We start from the raw sequence: 18,505 nt of genomic DNA, 5'->3' as shown, positions 1-18,505 counted from the left end.
GGAGGGGCGGGGTGCTGGCGGTGGGGCGTCAGCTGGTGCGGCCCTTGGCGTCGAAGCGGCGCATGCGGTCCAGGACGGTGTCGGCGGTGGGGCCGGCGAGTTCGTCGACGATGCGGCCGTCGGCGAGGAAGACGACGCGGTCGGCGTAGGCGGCGGCGACGGGGTCGTGGGTGACCATGACGACGGTCTGGCCGAGTTCGCGTACGGAGTTGCGCAGGAAGGAGAGGATTTCGGCGCCGGACCGGGAGTCGAGGTTTCCGGTCGGTTCGTCGGCGAAGATGATGTCGGGCTTTCCGGCGAGGGCGCGGGCGCAGGCGACGCGTTGCTGCTGGCCGCCGGAGAGCTGGCTGGGGCGGTGGGTGAGGCGGCCGGAGAGGCCGACGGTCTCGACGACGCGGTCCAGCCAGGCCTTGTCGGCCTTGCGGCCGGCGATGTCCATCGGGAGGGTGATGTTCTCCAGGGCGGTGAGGGTGGGGAGCAGGTTGAAGGCCTGGAAGATGAAGCCGATGTGGTCGCGGCGCAGCTGGGTGAGCTGCTTGTCCTTGAGGCCGACGAGTTCGGTGTCGCCGATGGTGGAGGAGCCGGAGGAGACGGTGTCCAGGCCGGCCATGCAGTGCATGAGGGTGGACTTGCCGGAGCCGGAGGGGCCCATGATGGCGGTGAACTCGCCCTGGGGGAACGTGACGCTGACGTTGTCGAGGGCGACGACGCGGGTCTCCCCCTCCCCGTAGACCTTGTTCAGGCCGGTGGCGCGGGCGGCCGCCCGGCCGGTACGGACGGCGGTTGCGGTCGGCGTGGTCACGGGGGTGCTCCTTGGGGTCGCGGGGAGGGGGCTGCGGACGGCGCCGGCGGGCGGCGGGAGGTCGTCGGACGGCCGGGCCCCGGGGGGCTTCCGGCCGTACCTCCATGCTCGGCCACGTGATCACTGATATTCGTCGCTCCGCCGGACGGTTGGCCTGACCACCGCTGGGCGTACGTCCAGGTAAAGCCCTCATCCTCCGGTATGACACCGACCCTGATCGGATCTCCGTGGCCGGATAGCGCGCTTCGCATGGCCAAATCACGAACTGTTCGTCAGATGGCAAGGAAACATGACAACTTCCCTGGCTGGGAACATGCGAAAGGGCGATGTGGGCGACTAGGCTCAGGGTCGGCCCGGACGGAGTCGGAACAGCACCATCCGTCACCGCCGGAGCCGGTCCACGGGACGCCCGGATGGTGGAACGCAGACACGGGCAGCTTAAAACTGCTTGGCCGCGAGGCCGTGCCGGTTCGAGTCCGGCTCCGGGCACCAATCGACCCGTCGGGGGCGCCGATCCGGCGTCCCCGACGGGTGTCGTTCACCGCATCCTCCTCGCGGCGTATCCCTATTTCTTTGCCAAGCCATTACCCTTGTGGTTCGGGCGGTGCAGCACCGCCACGGAGGGAATGAGCAATGAGAAGCAGCAACCCGGTCTTCTCGCGGGAGGGGTCGTTCACCCGCGAGCCCGGCTACGCGGGTTCCGGCACCACGCAGGCCCCGCCGGCCGGGAGTCCGTACGCGGCCAACCCCTACGGCAGCAGCCCGTACGGCGACAACCCGTACGGCAACAATCCGTACGCCCAGCAGGCGCCGGGGCAGCAGCAGCTGACGGACGACCAGCTGGCCGAGATGTACAGCGCGCCGTCGGCCGCTCCGGCGGCGATGGGCCGCATGACGCTCGACGACGTGGTCGCGCGGACGGCCATGACGCTGCTCACCCTGGTCGCCTTCGGCGCGCTGGCCTGGTTCGCGCTGCCGGCCGAGAAGTACGGTTTCGCGCTGGGCGCCAGCCTGGTGGCCTTCTTCGTCGCCATGGCGGTCTCCCTCAAGCGGAGCGTCAGCCCGCCGCTGATCCTGCTCTACGCGGCGCTGGAGGGCTTCGCGCTCGGCGCCGTGACGCACGTCTTCGACATCCTCCTGCCGGGCATCGCGATCCAGGCGGTGCTGGGCACGGCGGCGGTCTTCGCGGCGATGCTGATCGCCTACAAGACCGGCCGGATCAGGGTCACCCCGCGGTACACCCGGATCGGCATCGCGATCGCCATGGGCTTCGTGATGCTGATGATGATCAACCTGGTCGCGTCCATGTTCGGCGCGGACATGGGGCTGCGCTCCGGCCCGCTGGGCATCGTGGTCGGCCTGGTCGGCATCGGCCTGGGCGCGTTCTTCCTCTCGCTGGACTTCGCAGCCATCGAGGAGGCCATCGCGCAGGGCGCTCCGCAGAAGGAGTCCTGGCGGGCCGCCTTCGGGCTCACCCTCTCGCTGGTCTGGATCTACATCGAGATGCTGCGGCTGATCGCGATCCTGCGCGGCGACGACTGATCACCGCACCGCCGAAGCGTTGCCGCCGGGCCCCGGAGCCGTTCGCTCCGGGGTCCGGCGGCTTTTGGCTAGGCTCGTCGCATGCCCGATGCACAGCCCCTGGTCGAAGCCGTCGACTCCCTGGCGGACCGTTTCCGCTCCATGCCGCAGAGCCGCCTGCTGGGCGCCGTGCCCGGCCACCCCTCGCGGGCGGCGGCCGCGCTGGCCCTGGCCGCTCGGCTGGCCGCGACGGCGCAGGGCGCCGAGGGCGGGCCGGTGCGGGAGTTCCCGGACGCCGGGGCCTTCGCGGCCGGCGACCAGCTGGCGGTGGCCGGGCACGACCTGGCGGCCGCGCTGGCGGCGCTGCCGGACACCGCGGTGGTGGCGCTCCCGGAGGCGCTGGGCGGGCCCTCGCCGGCCGCGGCGGTGCTCGCCGGGGCGCTGGCCGGGGTGGCCGCCACGGCCGCGCTCTGCGCCTGAACTCCTCGGCGGGGAACGCCGAAGGCCGACCGGATCGGTAACCCCGTGATCCGGTCGGCCTTCTGGCGTGCGGTCAGCCGCCGGTGGTGCCGGCGGGCGGCGTCAGATGCTGGCGACGACCCGGTCGGCGAGCACGTAGACGGTGTCCTCGTCGGTGGAGAAGGTCAGCGAGTACGAGCCGGAGAACCGCGAACCGCCGAGCAGTCGGACGTCCTCGCAGGCCCGGACGGCGTCGATCAGCCGGTAGGCGGCCTCACGGTCGCCGGGGGCGACGCAGAGCGTGGTGCCGTCGGCGAAGGCGTACACGTCCAGGGTGCCGAGCGGGCCGGGGCGCACGTCCACCAGGGCCACGCACTCCTCGGCGAGGGCGGTCAGCCGGGTATCGGTCCAGTCCCGGGACGGCGCCTGGCTCGGCACGAAGTCGGGGTGCGAGGGGTGGCGGCGCGGGTCGGGCGCGGCCGCCGGCGCCTCCTCGACGGCCGGCTCGGCGTCCAGCAGCCCGGCCTCCAGGCCGGTGGCCAGCAGGTCGGCCTCGCGACGGGCCCGGGCGTCGCCGCCGGCCTCGGCGGAGGGGGCGCCGGCCGGGTGGCCGGGGCGCAGCGGGACGCCGCCCTCGGGGCCGGGCTCGGCCGGGCCGGTGCCGCCGTCGTTGATCAGGTCCTCCAGCGCGGAGCGCAGCGCCTCGCCGAACTCAGGGTCCATGGTGCCCGCGTTGTCGGCGGCGTCCTGCGGCCCGGTCGGCCGGGGGAAGAAGAGCGGCCACTCGTCGGTGGTGCCGAGCACGCTGGCGAACGGGGAGTCGAACAGTGGCGCGTCCTCGGCCGCGCGGGCCTCCTGCTCGGCCCAGAAGGCCCGGGCCTCGGTGATCTCCCGCTCGCGGTCGGCGGCGAGCGCGTCGGTGACGGCCCGGCGTATCGCGGCTTCGTCGACCGGTGCGGGCGCGGCGGAGGCCGCGGCCTGCGCGTCCAGCCGGCGGGAGAGTCCCCGGAGGCGGAGCAGGACGGCGGTCGACACGGTGATCAGGATCAGCAGCAGGATGGTGTAGACGGCGCTCACGGAACGTACTCCTAGGGAGGAGCGGAACGGGGTTACCTCTCCACACTGCCGCATGCGGGGCTGTTACCGCAGTGGCGAATGTCTAATTTGTCCGAGACTTTCGCCCTTGTCCCCAAATTGTTAGGTAACACCGTTCTACGCTGCGGAGTTGATCCGCTCCGCACTGTCGATTTCCGGTCCGGATTCGGAAGAAAAGAGGGCCGGATCGACCTCTCGGTGTGATCCGGCCCTCAATTACGCAGTGTCACTCCAAATGGGTGCTCCGGACCCTTCGGGATCGACGCTCCGGTGCCGACCGCAGGACGGCCGGCATCCGCGGTTCAGCTGAGCCGCTCGATGACCATCGCCATGCCCTGGCCGCCGCCGACGCACATCGTCTCCAGGCCGAACTGCTTGTCGTGCCACTGCAGGGAGTTGATCAGGGTGGTGGTGATCCGGGCGCCCGTCATGCCGAAGGGGTGGCCGACCGCGATCGCACCGCCGTTGACGTTCAGCCGGTCCAGGTCGATGCCCAGGTCACGGTAGGAGGGGATGACCTGCGCGGCGAAGGCCTCGTTGATCTCGACCAGGTCGATGTCGCCGATCGACAGCCCGGCGCGCTTGAGCGCCTGCTTCGAGGCCTCGACCGGGCCGTAGCCCATGATCTCGGGGGAGAGGGCGCTGACCCCGGTGGAGACCACCCGGGCGAGCGGGGTGATGCCCAGCTCGCGGGCCTTGGTGTCGGACATGATGACCAGCGCGGCGGCGCCGTCGTTCAGCGGGCAGCAGTTACCGGCGGTCACCGTGCCGTCCGGGCGGAACACCGGCTTCAGGCCGGAGACGCCCTCCAGGGTGACGCCGGCCCGCGGGCCGTCGTCGGTGCTGACCACGGTGCCGTCCGGCAGCGTGACCGGGGTGATCTCGCGCTCCCAGAAGCCGGCCTTGATGGCCGCCTCGGCGAGGTTCTGCGAGCGGACGCCGAACTCGTCCTGGTCGGCGCGGGTGATGCCCTTGAGCGCGGCGAGGTTCTCCGCGGTCTGGCCCATCGCGATGTAGGCGTCCGGCACCAGGCCGTCCTCGCGCGGGTCGTGCCACTCGCCGCCGCCCTCCTCGGCGCGCTTGGCGGTACGGGCCTGGGCCTCGTCGAAGAGCGGGTTCATGGTGCCCGGCATGCCGTCCGAGGTGCCGTTGACGCTGCGCGAGACGGTCTCCACACCGGCCGAGACGAAGACGTCGCCCTCGCCCGCCTTGATCGCGTGCAGCGCCATCCGCGTGGTCTGCAGCGAGGAGGAGCAGTAGCGGGTGATGGTGGTGCCGGGCAGGTAGTCCATGCCCATCTGGACGGCCACGATGCGGGCCAGGTTGTGGCCCTGCTCGCCGCCGGGCAGGCCGCAGCCCAGCATCAGGTCGTCGATCTCGCGCGGGTCGAGCTGGGGCACCTTGGCCAGCGCGGCGCCGATGATGTGCGCGGTCAGGTCGTCCGGGCGGACGTCCTTGAGCGAGCCCTTGAACGCCCGGCCGATCGGCGAACGGGTGGCGCTGACGATGACGGCTTCGGGCATGGCGGGCTCCTCGCTGAGTGACCTTCGTACTGTCCTTCGGACTGGGGCGCCCGGGCGGCCGGCCGGCCGTGGGGCCCGGTCGGACGCGGACGTCCGGGAGGAAAGTTACCGCCTGGTAGTTCAGGCGTCACCCGCCCCAGCGTGTGAGCTGGCCGACGTATTCCCGTCCTCTGCCACGGGTTCTGCCGTCGCCGGCGGTTGTACCGGCGGCTCCGCCGGTGGCGTCGCCACCGGGGCTCCGGTCGGTTCCTCCATCGCCCACGCGCCCGGCAGGCCGACCCGCAGCCGGTGCCGCAACAGCGCCCAGCGCCCGGCGGCGGCCCCGGTGCCGACCGCCGTCACCTCGCTGCCGGCCCGGCCGGCCGCGGCCGCCGCGGCCACCGCCACCGGCAGCACCGTCTCGCCCGGCACCGGGCCGGCCGGGCGCTCCTCCTCCGGCCAGAGGCCCAGCATGGCGCAGAGCGAGGGCAGCACCGCCATCGCCGCCGTCGCGTAGCCCTGGGCCGAGGGGTGGTAGCGGTCGGCGGCGAACATCTCCGGGCGCGCCGCGAACTCCGGCCCGAGCAGCGAGCCCAGCGACACCGTCCGGCCGCCCGCCTCCACCACGGCGATGGTCTGCGCGGCCGCCAGCTGCCGGCTCAGCCGGCGGGCCACCCAGCGCAGCGGCGGGCGCACCGGCTTGATCGTGCCGAGATCCGGGCAGGTGCCGACCACCACCTCGCAGCCGTTGGCGCGCAGCGCCGCGACCGCCTCGCCGAGCTGGCGCACCGCGAGCTGGGCCGGGCTGTGCCGGGTGACGTCATTGGCGCCGACCATGATCACTGCGATGTCCGGGCGGTGCGGCAGGGCCAGCTCCAGCTGGCCGGAGAGATCGCCGGAGCGCCCGCCGGAGCGGGCCACGTTGACCAGCCGCACCGGCCGCTCGGCCACCGAGGCCAGGCCCGCCGCCAGCAGTGCGCCCGGGGTCTCGCGGGCCCGCAGCACGCCGAGGCCGGCGGCGGTCGAGTCGCCGAGGAAGGCCAGCACGAGGGGCGGCTGCGGGTCGGCACCGTCGGCGAAGGCCTCCCCGTAGACGCCGTCGGCCTTGGGCGGGTCGCCGTCCAGAATGCCGATGGCCTGGACGGCGAGCCTGCTCTCGGTCACCAGCAGGCCCACCAGGCCGACCCCCAGCAGGCCGAGCCCTCCGCCGCCGTACGCCGCCGCCGTGGCGATCCGGCGGGCCACCCGGGCCCGCGACTCCTGTGCCCCTGGCATCCGGTGCCCCCTTCGCGTCCTCGTGCCGCCCCCGGCGGGGCCTCTCCAGCGCACCTGTACACCCCTCCTACCCGCGTTGGCGACGCGCTACGACGGGGGTGGGCCATCCGTGGCGGAGGGGCGGGCGGGAGGTGAGTGGCGCGAGGGCGGGCTGGGGCCGGTGGCACGCCCTAGGCTTTGCAGTACCGAAAGCACTCGCATGCCCACATCCCGGGAGGACCCCCGTGCGGTACAGCAACTCGATCATCGACCTCGTCGGCAACACGCCGCTGGTCAAGCTGAACAAGGTCACCGAGGGCATCAGCGCGACAGTGCTGGCGAAGGTCGAGTACTTCAACCCCGGCGGCTCGGTCAAGGACCGGATCGCGATGCGCATGATCGAGGCCGCCGAGGCCTCGGGCGCGCTGAAGCCCGGCGGCACCATCGTCGAGCCGACCTCCGGCAACACCGGCGTCGGCCTGGCGATCGTGGCCCAGCAGAAGGGCTACAAGTGCATCTTCGTCTGTCCGGACAAGGTGTCGACCGACAAGATCAACACGCTGCGCGCCTACGGCGCCGAGGTGGTCGTCTGCCCGACCGCCGTCGCCCCGGAGCACCCGGACTCGTACTACAACGTCTCCGACCGCCTGGTCCGTGAGACCCCCAACGCCTGGAAGCCGGACCAGTACTCCAACCCGGACAACCCGGCCTCGCACTACCACTCCACCGGCCCGGAGCTGTGGGAGCAGACGGAGGGGAAGATCACCCACTTCGTGGCGGGCGTCGGCACCGGCGGCACCATCTCCGGCACCGGCAACTACCTGAAGGAGATCTCCGGCGGCAAGGTCCAGGTGGTCGGCGCCGACCCGGAGGGCTCGGTCTACTCGGGCGGCACCGGCCGGCCGTACCTGGTCGAGGGTGTCGGTGAGGACTTCTGGCCGACGGCCTACGACCGCAACGTCGCGGACGAGATCGTCGCCGTCTCCGACAAGGACTCGTTCCAGATGACCCGCCGCCTCGCCAAGGAGGAGGGCCTGCTGGTCGGCGGCTCCTGCGGGATGGCCGTGGTGGCCGCGCTGGAGGTCGCCAAGCGGCTCGGCCCGGACGACGTCGTGGTCGTGCTGCTGCCGGACGGCGGCCGCGGCTACCTGTCCAAGATCTTCAACGACGACTGGATGGCCGACTACGGCTTCCTGCCCTCGGCCACCGACGAGGCGCACATCGGCGAGGTGCTGGCCCGCAAGGACGCCATCGAGCACGAGGGCATCCCGCAGTTCGTCCACATGCACCCGAACGAGACGGTCGCCGAGGCGGTCCGGGTGCTGCGCGAGTACGGCGTCTCGCAGATGCCGGTGGTCTCCCCGGGCGCCGGGCACCCCGACATCATGGCCGGCGAGGTGATCGGCTCGGTGGCGGAGAAGCTGCTGCTGGAGGGCGTCTTCGCCGACGAGATCCAGCTGACCGACACGCTGGACAAGGTGATGTCCAAGCCGCTGCCGGTGGTCGGCTCGGGCGAGACGGTCACCAACCTGATGAGCGTGCTGGAGAAGGCCGACGCCGCGGTGGTGCTGGTGGAGGGCAAGCCGCAGGGCATCGTCACCCGTCAGGACCTGCTGGGCTTCCTGGCCGGCCGCAGCGCGCACTGACACCCGCTCAGCCCTCGTGGCTGCCGCGGCGGCTGAGACTTCGTCCACGGGCGAAGTGGTACACCGACGTCACCTGCGCGCAGCACGCGCTTAACAACGCCGGGGCATCGTGGTGGTCAACGGCAAGACGCCGAGCGAGGCGACGACAACCGTCCGGGAGCGGCTCCCCGGCGACCGTGGTCGTCTCCGGACACGTCGGTCGGCCCTGACCCGGCCGGCCGTGTCCTCTCCGTAGGGGGCGCCGTCGTCCCGCCCCTGTCCGGCTCCGGCCGGTCGACAGGGTGCGGCGGCTCCTGCGGTCACCACCGCGCCGCTTGGCGCGTCTCCGCGGCTCCCGGGTGGGGGAGCCCCGGCGGAGAAGGCGGGCCGGTCCCTCCCCGGAGGGGCCGGCCCTTCCCGTGTCCGCTTCCCGTGTCCGTTCCCGGGGCCCGTTTCCCGTACGCTCGCACGCATGACCAGCACTGAAACGACCGGCCAGGACGCCCCGCGCTACGTCCGGCTCAGCATCGAGCTCATCGCCGAGATCACCGACGAGGGGGCGCTCAAGGCGGCCGCCCTGAAGCAGGTGGCCGACGACGAGTACCTCGACGACGAGGAGCGCGCCCAGTCCGTCGAGGCCATCGAGGTGGACCCGTCGGGTTCGCTCGCCCACTTCATCGACCCGGTCGCCCTGCTCGGCGACGTCCCGGGCGTGGAGCTCGCCTCGGCGACCTGGGAGTCCGCGCAGACCGAGTTCGACCCCGAGGGCGAGGGCTGGGACGAGTACACGGTGGAAGAGTCCGCCGAGTAGTCACCGCTCTGCCGCCCACCTCCGTCACGGTTGGTGACCGCCCGGTCTGCTGTCTGCAGGCCGGGCGTTTTGTCCATATTTGGTGGGAAGTTGGGTCATCTCATACGATCGATTTCCGTCGGTAATGGAACCGTGAAGGGGTGGTTTGCGTTTCTGTATCCGTAATGCCCGGGATGATCAGCAGGGAGAACGCGACGTGACGGCACGGGACGCGCAGGGGCGGACGGGCGGAAACAGCTGGAGCCGGCGTGGCGTGCTGGCCGGCCTGATCGGTGCGCCGGTCCTGCTGCTGGCGGCCTGCAACGACACCAAGAGCGGCGAGAGCGGCAACGCCGGCGGCGGGGCCTCGCCGGGCGCGGGCGCGGGCGCTGGGAGCGACTCCGGCGGCGGGAACGCCGTGAGCGCGAGCAGCTCGCCGAAGACCTCCGTGGCCGTCATCACCGTGACCCCCGCCGACGGCGCCACCGCCGCCAGCTTCAGCGACCCGGTCAAGGTCGCCGTCGCCGGCGGCACGCTCGGCTCGGTCAAGGTCACCGACTCCACCGGCCGGGCACTGGCCGGCGAGCTCTCCGCGGACGGCACCAGCTGGGTCTCCGCCGCCGCACCGGCCAGCGGCACCAAGTACACCGTCACCGCCTCGGCCACCGACAAGGACAAGCTGGAGGCGGCCGCCAACGCCACCTTCACCACGGCGACCCCCGCCAACACCTTCGTCGGCTACTTCACCCCCGAGGACGGCTCCACTGTCGGCGTCGGCATGCCGGTCTCGATCAACTTCAGCAAGCCGGTCACCGACCGCAAGGCCGTCCAGCGGGCGATCACCGTCATAGCCGAGCCGGGCGTCGAGATCGTCGGGCACTGGTTCTCCAGCACCCGTCTCGACTTCCGGCCGCAGGAGTACTGGGCCAAGGGCACCAGGGTCACCGTCAAGCTCCGGCTCAAGGACGTCCAGGGGGCGAAGGGCGTGTACGGCACCCAGTCCAAGGACGTCCGCTTCACCATCGGCCGCGCGCAGACCAGCGTCGCCGACCTCGCCACCAAGAAGCTCACCGTCACCACCGACGGCCAGGTCAGCGCCGTCTACGCGATCTCCGGCGGCGCACCGGACTACCGCACCTGGGGCGGCAGGATGGTCATCTCCGAGCAGTACCAGCAGACCCGGATGAACTCGCAGACCGTCGGCCTCGGCAGCGAGTACGACATCGCCGACGTGCCCCACGCCCAGCGGCTCACCACCTCCGGCACGTTCATCCACGGCAACTACTGGTCCCCGGCGTCGATCTTCGGCGGCCAGAACACCAGCCACGGCTGCGTCGGCCTGAAGGACGCCAAGGGCGGACAGGACCAGAGCGTGGACGGCTACAGGTTCTACAAGAGCTCGATGATCGGCGACGTGGTCGAGGTCGTGAACTCCGGCGACAAGACCGTCCAGCCGTCCAACGGCCTGAACGGCTGGAACCTGGGCTGGGCCGCGTGGAAGGCCGGCAGCGCGCTCTGAGCCCGCTGCGTGTCCGGGGCCCGTCGAATGCCCTGGGCCTCTGCGTGCGCGGCGCCCGCCGGGCGCCGTGAGCCGCTGTGTGTACGGCGCCCGCCGGGCGCCCTGAGCCGCTTCACCGAAAATTCTCCCCGGGCGGACCGAACCTCATCGGGCGCCCGAGGAGTCGGGTGGGTGTGAAACGCGAGCAGAGACAGCGCCAGGACGCCGAATTCAGCGCGTTCGTCGCCGGCAACAGCCGTCAACTCATCAGGCTGGCCGAGCTGTTGACCGGCGACCCGCACCGGGCCCGGGACATCGTGCAGTCCGCGCTGGAACGCGCCTACCTGCACTGGCACCGGATCACCGCCGACGACCCGACCGCGTACGTCCGGCGGATCGTGGTCAACCAGCACCGTGACTGGTGGCGGCGGCTGCGCAACCGCGAGCTGCCGACCGACCGCACACCCGAGCGGCCCGGCCGCGAGGACCTCGCCGAACGGCAGGCCCAACAGGCCCTGCTGCAGCAGGCGCTGGCCACCCTCACCCGGCGGGAGCGGTCGGTCGTGGTGCTGCGCTACTACGGCGACCTGAGCGAGGCCGAGACCGCCGCCGAACTGGGCATCGCCCCCGGCACGGTCAAGAGCACGCTCCACCGGGCGCTGTCGAAGCTGCGCGCACGACCCGAACTCGCCGACCGCGACGGTGGTGCGGCGGGTCTGAACCCGAGGAACATCGAGGTGAAGGTGTGAGCTTCGACAAGCGGCTCGGCGAGCTGCTCAAGGACGAGAACCGGGAGTACCGGGAGGCGGCCGGGCTGGCGCCCGGGCCGATCATCGCGCGGGCGCGCCGCCGTCGGGCCCGGCGGACGGCGGGGGCGGGTGCGGCGGCCATGGCCGTGGCGCTGGTCTGCGGCGTCACGGCGGTCACGGCCGGCGGCGCCCGGCAGACCGGGCAGGTGGCGGGGGCCGCGGGCGTGGCGCTGACGCCGTCCGCCGGGGCGGCCGCCGCCTCGGCACCCACACCCACACCCACGCCGACCTCGACGGCGTTGCCGCGGTCCCCGGTCCGGCAGCTGGCCCCGGGCGAGAAGTTCGAGTACACCGACGGCGAGCGGATCTGGGTCACGGCGACCGAGAAGTGCGAGGAGTCCCGGGGCGTGGACGGCGTCTGGAGCTCGGGCACGGGGTGCCGGGACTCCACCAGCGACAACCTGGACCACGAGAAGCCCACCATCGGCTATCAGGGCTCGCTCGGTCAGGACCGTGCCGTCCTGACCGGCCTCTACCTCGGCCCGGTGCCCGCCCGGGTCGTGGCCTTCATGGGCGGGAAGCCGACGGTCGCCACCGTGGTCACCACCACCGGCATGGAGGGGTGGAGGGCCTACTACGTGGTGCTGCCGGGTGCTCCCGCGCTCGCCGACGGCCGCCCCAGCAGCCCGGCCGTCGCCGCCTACGACGCCGAGGGCAGGCTGCTGGCCGAGCTGCCGGGCCGGGGCACGGACGGCGCCCAGGAGAAGGCCCCGGCCCGGCTGTAGCACCCGGGCCTGCCGGAGCGGGGGCGTCGGCGGGCTCCCGGCGGGCGGCGGTGACGGTCCGACGCACGTCCGGAACGCGAAGGCCGAAAGCGACCGCCCGGAAGACGGCCGAAAGCGACCGCCCGGAAGACGGCCGAAAGCGACCGCCCGGAAGACGCCCGAACGCGACGGCCCGGAAGACGGCCGAAAGCGACGGCCCGGAAGACGCCCGAACGCGACGGCCCGGAAGACGCCCGAACGCGACGGCCGAAACCCGCCGGACTCGGCGTGGCCACGGCGGCAGGGTGGGCCGTATGACGACAACCACCACGCCCGCCCCGGCCGTCCGCCCGGTCGACCCGGCCGTCCACCGCTCCCTGCTGGTGCGCGACGACGCGGGGCGCCCGCCCGTCCGCTCGACCGACGACACCGGCGGCGCCCCGCTGCGCTGCTGCCTCACCCGGGCGCTGCCGGGCGACCGGATCGCCCTCGTCGCCTACGCCCCGCTCCGGCGCTGGGCCGCCGAGACCGGGGCCGAACCGGGCCCGTACGACGAGGTCGGCCCGGTCTTCGTGCACGACGGCCCGTGTGCCGGCGCGGGCCCGGCCTGGCCGGCCGCGTTCCACACCGGTGACCGGGTGCTGCGCGCGTACGACCGGCGGGGCCACATCGTGGGCGGCGTGCCCGTCTCCCCCGAGACCGCCGAGGCGGGCGCCGCCGCCCTGCTCGCCGACCCGGAGGTGGCGGTGGTGCACGTCCGCGCACTGCAGTTCGGCTGCTTCATGCACGAGGTCCGGCGGGCACGGTGAGCCCGGTCCGGCCCGGGGCTCAGCGCTTGGCGTAGTCGACGAAGCCCTGCCAGTCGAGGGCGACGCAGGGCTCGTCGCCCACCACCCAGGCGTCGTGACCGGGCGGGCAGATCATGAAGTCGCCGGGGCCGTACTCGGCCTCCTCGCCGTCGTCCATCACGATCTTCATCCGGCCGGAGATCACATACCCCAGGTGGGAGGCCTGGCAGCTGTCGGTGCCGGCGATCGGCTTGATGTGCTGGGACCACCGCCAGCCGGGCTGGAAGACCGCCCGCCCGACGGCGCCGCCCTCCAGGTTGACCAGGCGCAGTTCGCCCGTGCCCGCCTCGAAGGGGCGGACCTCCTCGGCCTGGTCGTCGAAGTTCCTGCGGATGAGGCCGGCCATCGGTACTCCTCGGGACACGGCCGGCCCCTGTCACCGGGGCTCGGTGACGGGGGCCCGGCCCGCTGGTCCTTCCAGTCTGCGCCCGGCCGGGAGCAGCCGCGCAGCGATCAGTCCTGCGGGGTGCGGGCGACGCCGATCGGGCAGCTGGCGCCGGTGCCGCCGAGACCGCAGTAGCCGTTCGGGTTCTTGGCGTCGGACAGGTACTGCTGGTGGTACGGCTCGGCCGGGTAGAAGGGGCCGGCCGGGGCGATCTCGGTGGTGACCGCGCCCAGCCCGAGCGCGGTCAGGGCCGGCTGGAAGGCGTCCCGGGTGGCGATCGAGGCCGCCGCCTGGGCGGGCGAGTGGGTGTAGACGGCGGAGCGGTACTGGGTGCCGACGTCGTTTCCCTGCCGGTTGCCCTGGGTCGGGTCGTGCGCCTCCCAGAAGGTCTTCAGCAGCCGCTCGTACGGGATCACCGCCGGGTCGAAGACCACCCGGACCGCCTCGGTGTGCCCGGTCAGCCCGCTGCACACCTCGTCGTACGTCGGGTTGGGGGTGTACCCGCCCTGGTAGCCGACCAGTGTCGTCCAGACGCCGGGCAGGCGCCAGAACGTCCGCTCCGCGCCCCAGAAACAGCCCAGCCCGAAGTCGGCCACCTCCAGCCCCTCCGGGTACGGCCCGGTGAGCGGGTGGCCGAGCACGGTGTGCGGCTCGCCCAGGGCGAAGGCCGGCGTCTCCCGGCCGGGCAGCGCCTGGCCGGCCGGGACGAGTGAAGTCTTGTGGCGGTTGAACAGCACGGCCTGCTCCAACTGGTCGGAAAAGGTGGCAAGGGTGACGCAGGGTGCAACGCGGACGGCGGCCCCCGGATTCCGCGGGCGTCGGGGATTCCGGAAGGCACCCCGCCGTTCGCCCACTACGCTCGGAGGCATGACCGAGCACCAGCTTCCCCAGGGCTTCGAGACTCTCGCCATCCACGCGGGTCAGGAAGCAGACCCCCAGACCGGGGCCGTCGTCACGCCGATCTACCAGGTGTCCACCTACAAGCAGGACGGGGTGGGCGGCCTGCGGGGCGGCTACGAGTACAGCCGCAGCGCCAACCCGACCCGCACCGCGCTGGAGGAGTGCCTCGCGGCGCTCGAAGGCGGCGCGCGCGGCCTCGCCTTCGCCTCCGGCCTGGCCGCCGAGGACACCCTGCTGCGCACCATCCTCAAGCCGGGCGACCACATCGTGATCCCCAACGACGCCTACGGCGGCACCTTCCGGCTCTTCGCCAAGGTGCTGACCCGCTGGGGCGTCGAGTTCTCCGTCGCCAACACCCAGGACCTCTCGACCGTCCGCGAGGCGCTGCGCCCGAACACCCGCGCGGTCTGGGTGGAGACGCCGTCCAACCCGCTGCTGGGCATCACCGACCTCGCCGCGCTCGCCGAGATCGCGCACGGCGCCGGCGCGCTGCTGGTGGTGGACAACACCTTCGCCAGCCCCTACCTGCAGCAGCCGATCTCGCTGGGCGCGGACGCGGTCGTGCACTCGACCACCAAGTACATGGGCGGCCACTCGGACGTCGTCGGCGGCGCCCTGGTGCTGGCCGACGCCGCCCTCGGCGAGGAGGTCGCGTACCACCAGAACGCGATGGGGGCGGTGTCCGGCCCGTTCGACGCCTGGCTGGTGCTGCGCGGTATCAAGACCCTGGGTGTCCGGATGGACCGGCACAGCTCGAACGCGGAGAAGGTCGCCGAGCTGCTGGCGGGCCACCCCAAGGTGAGCCAGGTCCTCTACCCGGGCCTGCCCGAGCACCCCGGCCACGACATCGCCGCCAAGCAGATGAAGGCGTTCGGCGGCATGGTCTCGTTCCGGGTCAACGGTGGCGAGGAGGCGGCGGTCGAGGTCTGCAACCGGGCGCAGCTGTTCACCCTCGGTGAGTCGCTGGGCGGCGTCGAGTCGCTGATCGAGCACCCGGGCCGGATGACCCACGCCTCGGTGGCCGGCTCCGCCCTGGAGGTGCCCGCCGACCTGGTGCGCGTCTCGGTCGGCATCGAGTCGATCGACGACCTGCTGGCCGACCTCACGCAGGCGCTCGGCAAGTAGCGGCCGGGTCCTGTCCGGCCGGTCGCGCCGATCCGCCGAGATCGGCCGGACAGGACCTAACCGCCCTGCCGGCCCGCCGTGTACGACTCCATGGAGTGGTTGAAGCGGGCGAGCAGGGCGCAGAACGCGCGCTGCTCCTCGGGTGGCCAGTCGGCCATCAGCCGGCGGGCCAACTCGGCTCGCCCGGCGCTGACTTCGGCCAGCCGGCGGGTGCCGACCGGGGTCAGTGCGAGCCGGACGGCGCGGCGGTCGGCCGGGTCCTGGACCCGGCCCACCAGCCCGGCCGTGACCAGCGGGGCGACCTGCCGGGTGACGGTGGAGGAGTCGACGCCGAGCGCGTCGGCCAGAGCCTTGACGTTGACGGGCCCGTGCCGTTCCAGCCGGTCGAGCAGCAGATAGGCGGCCCGGTCCAGCGCGCCCACCGCGTCGGAGCTGCGGACCTGTTCCATTCGCCGGGCGAACACCGCCAGCTGGTACTGGAGTTGGGTGTGCACGGGGTCGGTGCGGTCGGTGGCCTGGGGCGAGGTCGTCGTCATCGCGGCTCACGATCGTCGTGCGGTGAGGGAGGCTCAGGACCAGCAGCGTACGCGGGCCGGGCGGGCCCGGGAACAGGCCCGACATCCCGGGTTGGCGGCGTCACCCACCGTAGGCTGGCGGTATGCACAGCTGGCCGATCACCATCGACGATGTCCGCGGCGCCCAGAAGATGCTCGCCGGGGTCGCCCGGGTGACGCCGATGGAGGGGAGCCGGCACCTGTCCGCGATGATCGGTGCGCCGGTCCACCTGAAGTGCGAGAACCTGCAGCGCACCGGTTCGTTCAAGCTGCGCGGGGCGTACGTGCGGATCGCGGGACTCTCGCCGGTGCAGCGGGCCGGCGGGGTGGTCGCGGCGAGCGCAGGCAACCACGCCCAGGGGGTGGCGCTGGCGGCGTCGCTGCTCGGGGTTCGTTCGACGGTCTTCATGCCGGTGGCCGCGCCGTTGCCCAAGGTCGCGGCGACCCGCGAGTACGGCGCCGAGGTCCGGCTGCACGGCGCCAACGTGGACGAGGCCCTGCAGGCCGCGCAGCTGTACTCGGAGGCGACCGGGGCGGTGTTCATCCACCCCTTCGACCACTGGGACGTGGTCACCGGCCAGGCCACCGTCGGCCTGGAGATCCTGGAGCAGTGCCCGGAGGTGCGCACCATCCTGGTCGGCGTGGGCGGCGGCGGGCTGCTGGCCGGGATCGCGGCGGCGGTGAAGCCGCTCCGCCCGGACGTGCGGGTGATCGGGGTGCAGGCGGCGGGCGCGGCCGCGTACCCGCCCTCGCTGGCGGCCGGGCGGCCGGTGACGCTGGAGCACTTCGCCACCATGGCGGACGGGATCATGGTCGGCCGGCCCGGGGACATCCCGTTCGAGGTGGTCAACACCCTGGCGGACGGCGTCCGTACGGTCTCCGAGGACTCGCTCTCGCGCGCCCTGCTGCTGGGCCTGGAGCGGCTGAAGCTGGTGGTGGAGCCGGCCGGGGCGAGCCCGGTGGCGGCGTTGCTGGAGCAGCCGGAATCCTTCGAGGGCCCGGTGGTGGCGGTGCTCTCCGGCGGCAACATCGACCCGCAGCTGATGCAGCGGGTGCTGCGGCACGGCCTGGCGGCGGCCGGCCGCTACCTGTCGCTGCGGGTGCGGCTGGCGGACAAGCCGGGATCGCTGGCGGACCTCCTCGGGGTGCTGACCCGGGTGGACGCCAACGTGCTGGACGTGGCGCACGTGCGGATCGACCCGCAGCTGGGGCTGACCGAGGTCGAGGTGGACCTCCACCTGGAGACCAAGGGGCCGGAGCACTGCGCGGCGGTGCTCGGTGAGCTGCGGGACGCGGGGTACGTCGTCTCCCGGTAGGTCCCGCGGCTCGCGCGGGCCGGGGAACCGTCAGTGACCTCCGTCCGTCACCACGGCGGAGCCATGCCTCTCGATGCGATATATCGCGTGCTGCCAGACTTGCGATACATCGCGTCCTGTCGCCACGTGGCCGGAAATCGAGTCGCCTGCGCGCCTTAACCCGGGGCAGAGTGGGACAGATCGCTCATATCGTCCGAGGAGATGAGGCAGGCCATGGCGCCAGCCATCCAAGCCGAGAACCTGGTGAAGACCTTCGGCGACGTACGAGCCCTGGACGGCGTCAGCCTCGACGTCCCCGAGGGCACGGTGCTCGGGCTGCTCGGCCCGAACGGCGCCGGCAAGACCACCACCGTGCGCGTCCTCACCACCCTGCTCCGACCCGACTCCGGCCGCGCGGCGGTCGCCGGCGTCGACGTTCTCCAGCACCCCAACCAGGTCCGCAGCATGATCGGGCTCTCCGGCCAGTACGCCGCCGTCGACGAGTACCTCACCGGCTTCGAGAACCTGCAGATGGTCGGCGAGCTCTACCAGATGAGCGCCCGCGAGGCGAAGGCACGGGCACTGGAACTGCTGGAGTGGTTCAACCTCACCGAGGCCAAGGACCGCACCGCCAAAACCTACTCCGGCGGCATGCGCCGCCGCCTCGACCTCGCCGCCGCCCTGGTCGTCCGCCCGCCGGTGATGTTCCTGGACGAGCCGACCACCGGCCTCGACCCGCGCAACCGGCTCGCACTCTGGGAGGTCATCGAGACCCTGGTCGAGCAGGGCACCACGCTGCTGCTCACCACCCAGTACCTGGAGGAGGCCGACCGCCTCGCCCACGACATCGCCGTGGTCGACCACGGCCGGGTGATCGCCCGCGGCACCGCCGACCACCTCAAGGCGCAGATCGGCGGCGAGCGGATCGAGGTCGTGGTGCACCGCGCCGACCTGGTCGGCGACGCGGTGGCCGCGCTCTCGGAGTTCGCCCTGGGCGAGCCGGCCGTCGAGAAGAACACCCGGAAGATCACCGTCCCGGTCAGCGGTGGCGCCCGGGTGCTGGCGGACGCCATCCGCGAGCTGGACGCCCGCTCGATCGAGATCGACGACATCGGCCTGCGCCGGCCGACCCTGGACGACGTCTTCCTCTCGCTCACCGGCCACGTCACCGAGGCCGAGGAGGAGGAGAAGGGTGCCGCCGGCAAGGGCGGCAAGGGCGGCCGGGGCCACGGCGGACGCGGCAGGGGCCAGGCCGGGAAGAACGACGAGGGCAGCGCCGCCGGCGAGGGCGGCCGGGGCCCCGACCAGCAGGCCGTCCCGGCCGGCAAGGAGCTGTGAG

The 18,505-nt window shown here is 72.8% G+C and carries 18 protein-coding genes and 1 tRNA gene; 12 read left to right on the top strand and 7 right to left on the bottom strand.

All coding sequences use genetic code 11. The features are described 5' to 3' along the window. Positions 1-28: 28 nt before the first annotated feature. A complete protein-coding gene (locus OG286_RS16425) occupies positions 29-802 on the bottom strand; it encodes an ABC transporter ATP-binding protein (RefSeq protein ID WP_405361167.1) in 774 nt (257 codons plus the stop codon). 407 nt (positions 803-1,209) lie between these two features. Here OG286_RS16425 and OG286_RS16420 point away from each other — a divergent pair. From OG286_RS16420 to OG286_RS16410, 3 genes are all read left to right on the top strand, one after another. Then, positions 1,210-1,294 (top strand) — tRNA-Leu (locus tag OG286_RS16420). Positions 1,295-1,435: 141 nt separating this feature from the next. Further along, a complete protein-coding gene (locus OG286_RS16415) occupies positions 1,436-2,344 on the top strand; it encodes a Bax inhibitor-1/YccA family protein (RefSeq protein ID WP_405365399.1) in 909 nt (302 codons plus the stop codon). 81 nt (positions 2,345-2,425) lie between these two features. Next, positions 2,426-2,803 carry a hypothetical protein gene (locus tag OG286_RS16410; protein WP_396320579.1) on the top strand — a complete coding sequence of 126 codons (378 nt, stop codon included), beginning with the start codon at positions 2,426-2,428 and terminating at the stop codon, positions 2,801-2,803. Positions 2,804-2,905: 102 nt separating this feature from the next. Here OG286_RS16410 and OG286_RS16405 read toward each other — a convergent pair whose 3' ends face one another. The 3 genes from OG286_RS16405 to OG286_RS16395 form a co-directional block, all read right to left on the bottom strand. Beyond that, positions 2,906-3,859 (bottom strand): hypothetical protein, encoded by a 954-nt coding sequence (locus OG286_RS16405; protein ID WP_405365397.1) that lies wholly within the window; start codon positions 3,857-3,859, stop codon positions 2,906-2,908. Positions 3,860-4,179: 320 nt separating this feature from the next. After that, positions 4,180-5,400 (bottom strand): acetyl-CoA C-acetyltransferase, encoded by a 1,221-nt coding sequence (locus OG286_RS16400; protein ID WP_396320581.1) that lies wholly within the window; start codon positions 5,398-5,400, stop codon positions 4,180-4,182. Positions 5,401-5,520: 120 nt separating this feature from the next. Further along, the gene (locus OG286_RS16395) at positions 5,521-6,654 is read right to left on the bottom strand and encodes an SGNH/GDSL hydrolase family protein (RefSeq protein WP_396320582.1); all 1,134 of its coding nucleotides are present in this window, start codon (positions 6,652-6,654) and stop codon (positions 5,521-5,523) included. A gap of 224 nt (positions 6,655-6,878) precedes the next feature. Here OG286_RS16395 and OG286_RS16390 point away from each other — a divergent pair, with 224 nt between their 5' ends. The 6 genes from OG286_RS16390 (at position 6,879) to OG286_RS16365 (ending at position 12,868) form a co-directional block, all read left to right on the top strand. Continuing rightward, entirely contained in the window at positions 6,879-8,279 is a 1,401-nt protein-coding gene (locus OG286_RS16390) for a cystathionine beta-synthase (RefSeq protein WP_396320583.1), read from the top strand. A 451-nt stretch (positions 8,280-8,730) separates the two neighbouring features. Further along, the gene (locus tag OG286_RS16385) at positions 8,731-9,069 is read left to right on the top strand and encodes a hypothetical protein (protein ID WP_396320584.1); all 339 of its coding nucleotides are present in this window, start codon (positions 8,731-8,733) and stop codon (positions 9,067-9,069) included. 196 nt (positions 9,070-9,265) lie between these two features. Continuing rightward, positions 9,266-10,567, top strand: coding sequence for an Ig-like domain-containing protein (locus OG286_RS16380; protein WP_396320585.1), 1,302 nt, complete (start codon positions 9,266-9,268; stop codon positions 10,565-10,567). Positions 10,568-10,740: 173 nt separating this feature from the next. After that, positions 10,741-11,295, top strand: coding sequence for a SigE family RNA polymerase sigma factor (locus OG286_RS16375; RefSeq protein WP_396320586.1), 555 nt, complete (start codon positions 10,741-10,743; stop codon positions 11,293-11,295). Beyond that, entirely contained in the window at positions 11,292-12,080 is a 789-nt protein-coding gene (locus OG286_RS16370) for a hypothetical protein (protein WP_405361174.1), read from the top strand. Before OG286_RS16375 ends, OG286_RS16370 begins: the two co-directional genes overlap by 4 nt. 293 nt (positions 12,081-12,373) lie before the next feature. After that, positions 12,374-12,868, top strand: a complete 495-nt coding sequence (locus OG286_RS16365; protein WP_396320588.1) for a DUF1203 domain-containing protein — start codon at positions 12,374-12,376, stop codon at positions 12,866-12,868. Between the two features lie 19 nt (positions 12,869-12,887). Here OG286_RS16365 and OG286_RS16360 read toward each other — a convergent pair whose 3' ends face one another. Both OG286_RS16360 and msrA read right to left on the bottom strand, forming a co-directional pair. Next, positions 12,888-13,253 carry a cupin domain-containing protein gene (locus OG286_RS16360; protein ID WP_396320589.1) on the bottom strand — a complete coding sequence of 122 codons (366 nt, stop codon included), beginning with the start codon at positions 13,251-13,253 and terminating at the stop codon, positions 12,888-12,890. Positions 13,254-13,360: 107 nt separating this feature from the next. After that, positions 13,361-14,029, bottom strand: coding sequence for a peptide-methionine (S)-S-oxide reductase MsrA (gene msrA / locus OG286_RS16355; RefSeq protein WP_405361176.1), 669 nt, complete (start codon positions 14,027-14,029; stop codon positions 13,361-13,363). A 130-nt stretch (positions 14,030-14,159) separates the two neighbouring features. Here msrA and OG286_RS16350 point away from each other — a divergent pair, with 130 nt between their 5' ends. Beyond that, positions 14,160-15,317, top strand: coding sequence for a cystathionine gamma-synthase (locus OG286_RS16350; protein WP_396320591.1), 1,158 nt, complete (start codon positions 14,160-14,162; stop codon positions 15,315-15,317). Between the two features lie 56 nt (positions 15,318-15,373). On the opposite strand, the gene OG286_RS16345 is transcribed toward OG286_RS16350, so the two are convergent. Next, positions 15,374-15,853: a MarR family winged helix-turn-helix transcriptional regulator gene (locus OG286_RS16345; protein ID WP_396320592.1), complete on the bottom strand. Its 480-nt coding sequence runs from the start codon at positions 15,851-15,853 to the stop codon at positions 15,374-15,376. A 122-nt stretch (positions 15,854-15,975) separates the two neighbouring features. Here OG286_RS16345 and ilvA point away from each other — a divergent pair, with 122 nt between their 5' ends. Together ilvA and OG286_RS16335 are read left to right on the top strand one after the other, a co-directional pair. Continuing rightward, the gene (gene ilvA, locus OG286_RS16340; protein ID WP_396320593.1) at positions 15,976-17,187 is read left to right on the top strand and encodes a threonine ammonia-lyase; all 1,212 of its coding nucleotides are present in this window, start codon (positions 15,976-15,978) and stop codon (positions 17,185-17,187) included. 213 nt (positions 17,188-17,400) lie between these two features. Beyond that, on the top strand, positions 17,401-18,504 hold the full coding sequence (locus tag OG286_RS16335) for an ATP-binding cassette domain-containing protein (protein WP_396320594.1): 1,104 nt from the start codon (positions 17,401-17,403) through the stop codon (positions 18,502-18,504). Position 18,505 lies beyond the last annotated feature (1 nt).

The organism is Kitasatospora sp. NBC_00039, assembly GCF_045160625.1.
Taxonomy (GTDB): Bacteria; Actinomycetota; Actinomycetes; order Streptomycetales; family Streptomycetaceae; genus Kitasatospora.
This window is presented reverse-complemented; position numbering and strand designations above follow the sequence as displayed.

What these genes read in the sequence shown, in the direction of transcription:
- OG286_RS16415 (WP_405365399.1), top strand. Translation starts at nt 1,436, where the DNA reads ATGAGAAGCAGCAACCCGGTCTTCTCGCGGGAGGGGTCGTTCACCCGC.
- OG286_RS16410 (WP_396320579.1), top strand. Translation starts at nt 2,426, where the DNA reads ATGCCCGATGCACAGCCCCTGGTCGAAGCCGTCGACTCCCTGGCGGAC.
- OG286_RS16400 (WP_396320581.1), bottom strand. Translation starts at nt 5,400, where the DNA reads ATGCCCGAAGCCGTCATCGTCAGCGCCACCCGTTCGCCGATCGGCCGG.
- OG286_RS16395 (WP_396320582.1), bottom strand. Translation starts at nt 6,654, where the DNA reads ATGCCAGGGGCACAGGAGTCGCGGGCCCGGGTGGCCCGCCGGATCGCC.
- OG286_RS16385 (WP_396320584.1), top strand. Translation starts at nt 8,731, where the DNA reads ATGACCAGCACTGAAACGACCGGCCAGGACGCCCCGCGCTACGTCCGG.
- OG286_RS16365 (WP_396320588.1), top strand. Translation starts at nt 12,374, where the DNA reads ATGACGACAACCACCACGCCCGCCCCGGCCGTCCGCCCGGTCGACCCG.
- OG286_RS16360 (WP_396320589.1), bottom strand. Translation starts at nt 13,253, where the DNA reads ATGGCCGGCCTCATCCGCAGGAACTTCGACGACCAGGCCGAGGAGGTC.
- OG286_RS16350 (WP_396320591.1), top strand. Translation starts at nt 14,160, where the DNA reads ATGACCGAGCACCAGCTTCCCCAGGGCTTCGAGACTCTCGCCATCCAC.
- OG286_RS16345 (WP_396320592.1), bottom strand. Translation starts at nt 15,853, where the DNA reads ATGACGACGACCTCGCCCCAGGCCACCGACCGCACCGACCCCGTGCAC.
- ilvA (WP_396320593.1), top strand. Translation starts at nt 15,976, where the DNA reads ATGCACAGCTGGCCGATCACCATCGACGATGTCCGCGGCGCCCAGAAG.
- OG286_RS16335 (WP_396320594.1), top strand. Translation starts at nt 17,401, where the DNA reads ATGGCGCCAGCCATCCAAGCCGAGAACCTGGTGAAGACCTTCGGCGAC.